Raw genomic sequence first — 8,286 nt, forward strand, 5'->3', positions numbered from 1 at the left:
TATAATATTCTGCAAGAAATAGAATCTTTAACGGCGAAAGAAGAAATACAGAAAATAAAAAAAGATTCGGTTCAGAAATTTAATTTAAAAGATACCATCAAGTTAGAAATTTTAACTCCGGAACAAAAACGAATTAAAGCAACCGATGAAGTGAAAGACTTGGTTACAGATACTTTCCGCAGGTTTAAGAAAAGAAATAAGATGGATTGGTTTACAGTCTATATGAATGCTTATACCGAAGTTTTCGACCCACACACCAACTATTATTCTCCGAAGAATAAGGAAGATTTCGATACTCAATTCAAAGGAAAAATTATAGGAATCGGCGCTATTATTCAGGAAAAGAAAGGTAACCTTTATTTAGGAGAATTAACGATTGGCGCACCCGCTTGGAAATCAAAACAACTTTCGGCAGGTGACAAAATCTTAAAGGTAAGATCTAGCCCGAACGAAGATGCGGTGAGCGTCGTGGGAATGCTTGCGGATGAAGCCGTGAGACTCATTCGTGGTAAGGAAGGAACCCAAGTTGTTTTGACTGTGGAGAAAAAAGATAAATCAATCAAAGAAGTGACGATGACTCGAGAGGAAGTAGCGATCGAAGATACTTTTGCCCGAAGTATCATTGTGAATGCTCCTGATGGAAAAAAATATGGATTCATTAATCTGCCAAGTTTCAATGCAGATTTTGAAGACCCGAAAGGAAGAAACGCTTCTGATGACATTAAAAATGAACTGATTAAATTAAAAGCTCAAAATGTTCAAGGAATCGTTCTCGATCTCAGAAATAATGGTGGTGGAAGTTTAACTGAAGTCGGCGATATTATGGGCTTGTTTATGAACGCTGGCGCTTATGTTCAAGTTAAAGATGGCAATGGAAAAATTCAAACCCTAAAAAATAAAACTACCACACCGCTTTGGACTGGTCCAGTGGTGATTATGCAAAACGAACTTTCCGCATCGGCATCAGAGATTTTGGCTGGCGCAATGCAAGATTATGGCAGAGGTTTAATTATCGGTTCGCCACAATCTTTCGGAAAAGGAACCGTGCAAACTTTCGTTGATTTAAACCGATTTTTAAATACGACTGATGATTTTGGATCTTTAAAATTGACCATTCAAAAATTTTATAGAGTTTCAGGGGAATCCAATCAAAGAAAAGGAATTGTATCTGATATTCAAATGAAAGATTTCTTCACTTATGCCGAAATTGGCGAGCGATACGATGAGTATGCTTTGGCTTGGGACAAGATTCCAGCGGCAGCTTATCAGCCTGTAAATTATTTCTCGGTGGCAGCTTTGCAAAAAGGAATGGAAGCTCGACTTCAAAACAACAAAACCTACCAATTGATCCAGGAATCTGCGCAGTGGAAAGAAAATCTCGATAAAGAGGAAACTATTTCGCTGAATCAAACAAAATTCAATGAAGTGATGAAAACCAGAAAATCGCAAATTAAGAAGTTCAAAGGTTTAGAAAAATTCAATAATGGACTAACATTTACCTTAAATCCAGATGAAGCAGTTCGTGAAAAAACCGACGAAGCTTTCACCAAAAAAACGGAGAACTGGACCAAGAATCTTCAAAGGGATTTATACCTTCAGGAAGCAATAAACGTCATTTCAGAAATGAAATAAATTGCTAAAATTAATGATACAACAACCATCGGATTATTCGGTGGTTGTTTTTTTTGCCCTTCAGTGACTAAAATTTACCGTTCAGTAAAAAAATATTTTATTTACCTTTAATCACCGTTACATTTGTATAAGAATTTAATGAAATGAATAGAAGGCTTTATATTTCGTGTATTTGGATTATCATTATTTGTACTATAATATTTGGTGTTATTGAGCCAGCCGTTTTTTCATGGCGAATGATTGGGCTTGCTTTCATGATTTCGACAATGTACACCTTTGTTAACGCATTAGGGCAAGGATATTTGAATGCATATTTGGATAAAAAATGGGATTGGATTTCGGAGACCAGAAAAAGGATTATTTATGGCGTTACGCTTACCGTAATTGTGACTGTAATTTCTGTTCTGTTCTGTAATTATGTTAATTTTGTAATCATACAAAAAGTAAAGCCAAGCAAGTTTTTCTCTGGTGATTATGGCTTTATTAATTGGTTTTTCATCAATTTAGCATTGCTTATTTCTGCAATTCTGCATGCAAGAAGTTTCATGTTGGCATGGAAAAATGAATCTCGAAAAGAAGTCGTAGAACAAAAAATTATTGCAACTTCTGCCAACGCACAATTTGAAAGTTTAAAAAACCAACTCGACCCTCATTTTCTTTTTAATTCTTTAAATGTTTTAAGTTCTTTAATCGATGAAAACCCCAATCAGGCACAAAGATTTACCGCTTCGATGTCGAAGATTTACCGCTATGTTTTGGAACAAAAAGACAAAGAACTAGTGACCGTAGAAGAAGAAATAGAATTTGCCAGAACATACTGTGATTTATTAAAAACAAGATTTGAAGACAGTGTGACTTTCGACTTTAATGTTAATGAAAAAAATCTGAAATCGTACGTTGTTCCATTATCGTTGCAGCTGCTTTTAGAAAATTGCATCAAACATAATTTTGCAACTTCCAGTAAACCATTGAGTATAAAGATCTATTCTGAAAATGGATATCTTTTTATCGAAAACAATTTACAGCAAAGAGAACAGGTAAAAGAAAGCGCCGGAATTGGGCTTTCCAATATTGTTCAACGCTATTCCTTATTAACAAAACAAAACGTTTTCATCGAAAAATCCAACGATTTTTTTCGGGTGAAAATTCCAATATTAACACAAAAAATTTCAGCAATGGCAACACAACCCACACAAGAATCGATGGCTTACGAAAGAGCCTCGAAAAGAGTGAGAGAACTGAAAGGTTTCTACGGAAATCTCATTTCCTATTGTTTGGTAATTCCGTTTTTAATTTTCGTGAATCTTCAAACTTCTCCAAAATATTATTGGTTTTGGTGGCCGATGTTGGGTTGGGGAATTGGCGTGGCTTCACATGCTTTGCAAACCTTCGGGATTGGCAGAAACTGGGAAGAAAAGCAAATTCAGAAAATTTTAAATAAAGAAAAAAACAAAAATAATTAACATGGAAAATCTCACTGAAATACAATACCAGAACGCAAAAAATAGGGTGGATGCTTTAAAGAAATTTTACCGAAACTTATTTTTATTTATTATCATTTTAGGGTCGATTTCTTTCTATCATTTTTACAAAACTGGAAATGTTTTCACCCAAAATAGAGTATCTTTTATTTTTATTATTTGGGGAATTATTTTAACAATAAAGGCGGTAAAACTTTTTTTACTGAATTCGGATTGGGAAAATAATATGATTAAGAAAGAACTTAAAAATCAATAAAATGGAAACGTATAACGAAGGCAATATCAAGTATTTAGAAGCTAAAAAAAAGATAAAACGACTAAAAGGATTTTACATTCATGCCACGGTTTACGTTTTGGTGAATTTATTTATCATTGCACAAAATCATCAAGAAGGTGAAGCTTTTTCGAATATGAATAATTATTGGACTGCGATTTTCTGGGGAATTGGTCTTTTCGCCCACGGAATCAGCGTTTTTGTGCCTAATGTTTTCTTTGGCAAAGACTGGGAAGAAAGAAAAATTCGAGAATTAATGGATAAAAATAAATAACATGGATACGATAACAAATATTATATTGGTTCTTTGGGGAATGTCAGAAATTTTTCTCCTCTTAAAAATGAGATCCGGAAGTGCAGACGCAAAAGGCAAAGACAAAAAATCCCTTTCGCGATTATGGCTGGTCATTGGTTTCAGTATTTTCTTCGGAATTTTTGTTGCAAGAGCAACTCAGTTTCCTTTTTATGAGAATATAAAAATCCGAGTGTTAGGTTTAATTTTTCTAATTTTAGGCGTAGTTTTCAGGCTTATGGTCGTGTATAATTTAGGAAAATATTTCACTGTAGATGTTACCATTAGGCAGAATCACCAGTTGAAAACCGATGGTTTTTACAAATATGTTCGACATCCTTCTTATGCTTTTTCATTGCTTACTTTTGTTGGTTTGGCGATTATTCTCAACAATTATATTTCGGCAATCATTCTTTTAATTCCCGTATTTGTAATGTTCCTTTACCGAATTAAAATTGAAGAACAGGCTTTAACAGAGATGTTTGGACAAGATTATACCAATTATATGAAGAGAACTAAAAGACTTATTCCATTTATTTACTAATTTTAAAACATGATAAAAACGATCATCATTGAAGATGAAAAACCTGCCGCCAGAAAACTCGAAAGATTATTGGGTTTATTTGCTGATTTAGAATTAGTTGCAACGTTGCATTCGGTGGACGAAAGCCTTGTTTGGTTTTCTGAAAATCAACATCCGGATTTGATATTTTCAGACATCGTTTTAGGAGACGGTTTGTCTTTTGATATTTTTGAAAAAATTCCGACCAAGAGTTTTATGATTTACACCACGGCTTTTGATCAATATACTTTGAAAGCTTTTAAACTCAATTCCATCGACTATCTTTTGAAACCGATTATGGAAGAAGATTTGGAAAAAGCCATCAATAAATTCAAAAGTTTCTTACCTTCAGAATCATCTAGTAATTCATTGGAAATCAAATCTTTAATTAAGGGGGAAAAACAAAAACTCTCACGAATTTTGGTTAAAATTGGTTATAATTTAAAGATTGTAAATACCGATGAGGTTTCTTGTTTTTTCAGCGAAAACAAAATCGTTTATCTTCAAACCAAAGAACGAACTTTCCCCACCGATTTTACTTTAGATGAATTAAATGAAGTGCTCGATGACAAGAAATTTTTCCGGGTAAATCGCCAGTTCATCATCAATTCAGATTTTATTAAAAATATTCATACTTCGCCTTTTTACAAAGTAGAAATGGAGTTTCAGCCGAAAAATGAAATTACCGTGAGTCGCGATCGGGTAAAGGATTTCAAAGATTGGTTGTCTAATTAAGGGTAGAACATAAATTGAATTTTGGTTCGAGAAATCACTTTATAATTTTAATAAAAGCATAGGTCGTTTGGTTAGTCATCTCCTTAGGAGAAAATAAATATTCTAATTATAATGCGAGATCAATCGATTCACGAAAACTGTGGTTATCTTTGCAAAAAAAATAAGCATGTCTAGATTGATCTCCGACTTAGGAATTATTCATCAACTTCAAAAAGCTTTAGCCGATTTAGAAATAACGGTAGCTACAGATATTCAAGAACAAGTGATTCCGATTATTCTCGATCAAAATGAGGATCTTGTTGCACTCGCCAAAACCGGAACTGGTAAAACTGCCGCTTTTGGATGGCCTCTTTTGCAGCTGGTAAATATTGAAAACAAGAATACCCAAACCGTTATTTTATCGCCTACAAGGGAACTCAGTCAGCAGATTTTCAATAATCTAAAAGACTTTGCTAAATATATTCCTGAAGTTTCGATTGTTTTGCTTACGGGAGGAAATACCGTGAAATCGCAAATCGAAGAATTGAAATCTCCAGCGCATATTATTGTGGCAACTCCTGGGCGATTTTTGGATTTATTAGAAAAAGGAGCATTAGATATTAAATCTTTACAAAACTTAGTTTTAGATGAAGCTGATGAAATGTTTCAAGCTTTAAAAGAAGATTTGATGCCGATTTTGAAAGCAATGCCAAAAAATCGCCATACTTATTTATTCAGTGCCACAATGCCGGGCGAACTGAAAGATGTTGTTCACAATTACATGTCGAAAAACGCAGTTTCCGTCGATTCCAATATGGTGATTTTGGGAAATGAAGATATTGATCATCAATATATTGTGGTGGAACCCATTGAAAAACTCGATGTGCTTTTGCATTTTTTAAATTCGCAGGAAGGAGGAAGAGGAATTATTTTCTGCAAAACCAAAGCAGCTGTAAATAAATTAGCAAAAAATCTTGCGATTCGAAAAATCTCTTCAGGCGCTTTACACGGGAGTTTAACGCAGGGAATTCGAGATCGTATTATGGATCAGTTCCGCGAAGGTTATATTGATATTTTGGTTGCCACCGATTTAGTAGCACGAGGAATTGATGTGAAAGAACTAGCCTATGTCGTGAATTATCATTTACCCGACACGCACGAAGCTTACGTACATCGAAGCGGAAGAACCGGAAGAGCTGGAGCAAAAGGACTTTCGATGACTATTATTCAAGAAGATGAAGTAAAAGAAATCGCTGGTTTTGAAGCTGAACTTGGCATTCATTTTAAACCGATCCAAAAAGCAAATGCCGAAGATATTGAATGGAATAACACTTTGGTTTGGGCAAAAAAAGTCTTCAAAACAAAACCCAATCGCGAAATTCCAGAAGAAGTAAAGCAACAAATAAAAACCATATTTCATCATTTGACGAAAGAAGAATTGGTTGATAAAGTCCTTTCAAATTATTTGGCAGAGAATAATCAATAGAGAATTTCGACCTGAAAAGCAATTGTTTTGAATGTTATTTAAAACAATTGCTAATCAATAATTCCAAATTTCTTCATCAGATAAATTGCGTTCATGCTTTTGGTAACGCCGTTTTGAAGTTTATAGTCGGTTTCTAACTCGCCATTTATTTGCTCTAATTCAAAGCAATAATTCTTAATTTTCGCAGGAAATTTCTCTTCGATTTTTGTGAGTTCCAAATCGTGCGTGGCGATAAGGCAGGAAAAAAGCGTTTTGCTTTTCATTAATTTTTCTAGGAATAATTCTGAACCTGTGAGTTTATCCTGAGAATTGGTCCCTTTTAAAATTTCATCTAAAATAATAAATTGAGGTTCGCTTTTTTCCAAATTTTCAACCAAATTTCTAAGTCGAAGAATTTCTGCGTTAAAATAAGAAGTTCCGTCATTTAAAGAATCGCTCGTTCGCATCGACGTAAAAAGTTTCATCGGAATAAAACTGAATTCTTTCGCCGCAACGGGACAACCATTCATTGCCAAAACTAAATTAATTCCCACCGTTCGCAGAAACGTAGATTTTCCCGTCATATTTGCGCCGGTGATAATAGAAATTTCTGTATTTTGATTGATTTTAAAATGATTAGAAACTACTTCCGTTTGAAATAATAAAGGATGAATGATTCCTTCTGTTTTAAATTTGGAGCCGCTTTCAGAGATTTCGGGCAAAATATAATCTGGATTTTTAAACTTAAAAATTCCCAAAGAAATTAAGGCTTCAAATTCCGCAAAAGCATCAAACCATTGCGGCAAATCTTGCTCAATATTTTTAACTTGATTTTCAATTTTTAATGCAAAATTCAATTTCCAAAGGAAAAAATTATTCAGAATTACGCCGATATTGCTTTGTCCACTTTCGTAATTTCTGAGTAAACGAGCCAGTTTTTCGATTTCTTTTCTTGAAGATTTACTTTTACCGGAAATGAATTTTTTCTGAAGATCTAGATTTAATTCTTCATTGAAATTTTCATTTTCGATGTGAGAAAATACCGCTAAAAACTGTTCATATTGTTCAGAATTAAAGGATAAAGTTTCTGAAATTGCATTTATTTTTCCTGCATAAAACATTAAAATAATCCTCGAACATGCAAAAATTCCAACAAAAATTAAAGTCAAATATAAAGATGGAATACTGATGAACGCTAAAGAAAATAAAACACCGAAAGTTAGAACAGGAATTACAACAACTGCAATTTTTGCTAAAACTGCATTTTTAAAAACGGGTTCTTTCTTTGTTGGATGTTTTATTTTACCATTGATATTCAATGATTTAGATAAAGTAAGAAAATGAATATACCATTCTGTTTTTTGGGAAAGTTCGTCAATTGATTTTTGCTTAAGAATTATTTTTTCTTTGTTAATGTTTAAATTTAGAAGGAAATCTTTCAGTTTATTTTTACCTAAAACCGTTTCACAATAATTAATATAACTGAAGAGTGAGTTTTTGCCCAGAATATCCAAATCTTTTGCAAAAGGGTGATTGTCGATATTTTCCTCAAAATCAAGGCCTGTTTCGAATTCTGTTTTGGTGATAATTTCATCTCCAATGTGAAGGTAATTTTTATAAAATTGTAATTCCTGTTTTACATTTAAAAGGAAATATCCCAAAATAAAAAATAATATGATGAAGAAAATTCCTAAATATAAATGACTTAGCAAACCACTTTCAAAGATGAAATATTGTAATAAAAAATAAGCAATAGAAACGAAAGCGGCAACTCGAATCCAACCTAAAATGGTTAATTTTTTCTTTAATTTTTGTAAGGTTTCCTTTTTTTCAGAAAGTAGTAATTCTAGTTCTTCCATTTAATTT

General features: G+C 33.2%; 8 protein-coding genes. 7 read left to right on the forward strand and 1 reads right to left on the reverse strand.

Annotated elements, in window-relative coordinates; translation table 11 throughout:
- The 7 genes from WBY99_RS08125 to WBY99_RS08155 all read left to right on the forward strand — a co-directional run.
- A partial coding sequence (locus WBY99_RS08125; protein ID WP_423975832.1) for a carboxy terminal-processing peptidase occupies nt 1–1,632 on the forward strand: 1,632 nt, incomplete at its 5' end.
- A gap of 143 nt (nt 1,633–1,775) precedes the next feature.
- Nucleotides 1,776–3,095 (forward strand): 2TM domain-containing protein, encoded by a 1,320-nt coding sequence (locus tag WBY99_RS08130; RefSeq protein WP_423975833.1) that lies wholly within the window; start codon nt 1,776–1,778, stop codon nt 3,093–3,095.
- Between the two features lies 1 nt (nt 3,096).
- Entirely contained in the window at nt 3,097–3,369 is a 273-nt protein-coding gene (locus tag WBY99_RS08135) for a 2TM domain-containing protein (protein WP_423975834.1), read from the forward strand.
- Between the two features lies 1 nt (nt 3,370).
- On the forward strand, nt 3,371–3,661 hold the full coding sequence (locus tag WBY99_RS08140) for a 2TM domain-containing protein (protein WP_423975835.1): 291 nt from the start codon (nt 3,371–3,373) through the stop codon (nt 3,659–3,661).
- A gap of 1 nt (nt 3,662) precedes the next feature.
- Nucleotides 3,663–4,223, forward strand: a complete 561-nt coding sequence (locus WBY99_RS08145; protein ID WP_423975836.1) for a methyltransferase family protein — start codon at nt 3,663–3,665, stop codon at nt 4,221–4,223.
- A gap of 9 nt (nt 4,224–4,232) precedes the next feature.
- Complete coding sequence (locus WBY99_RS08150) at nt 4,233–4,976, forward strand: LytR/AlgR family response regulator transcription factor (protein ID WP_423975837.1); 744 nt, start codon at nt 4,233–4,235, stop codon at nt 4,974–4,976.
- A 166-nt stretch (nt 4,977–5,142) separates the two neighbouring features.
- Nucleotides 5,143–6,441: a DEAD/DEAH box helicase gene (locus WBY99_RS08155; protein ID WP_423975838.1), complete on the forward strand. Its 1,299-nt coding sequence runs from the start codon at nt 5,143–5,145 to the stop codon at nt 6,439–6,441.
- Nucleotides 6,442–6,491: 50 nt separating this feature from the next.
- Here the strand turns inward: WBY99_RS08155 and WBY99_RS08160 are convergent, their stop codons facing one another.
- Nucleotides 6,492–8,279, reverse strand: a complete 1,788-nt coding sequence (locus WBY99_RS08160) for a MutS-related protein (protein WP_423975839.1) — start codon at nt 8,277–8,279, stop codon at nt 6,492–6,494.
- Nucleotides 8,280–8,286: the final 7 nt, after the last annotated feature.

The organism is Kaistella sp. (assembly GCF_049588135.1).
In the GTDB taxonomy this organism is placed as follows: Bacteria; Bacteroidota; Bacteroidia; order Flavobacteriales; family Weeksellaceae; genus Kaistella.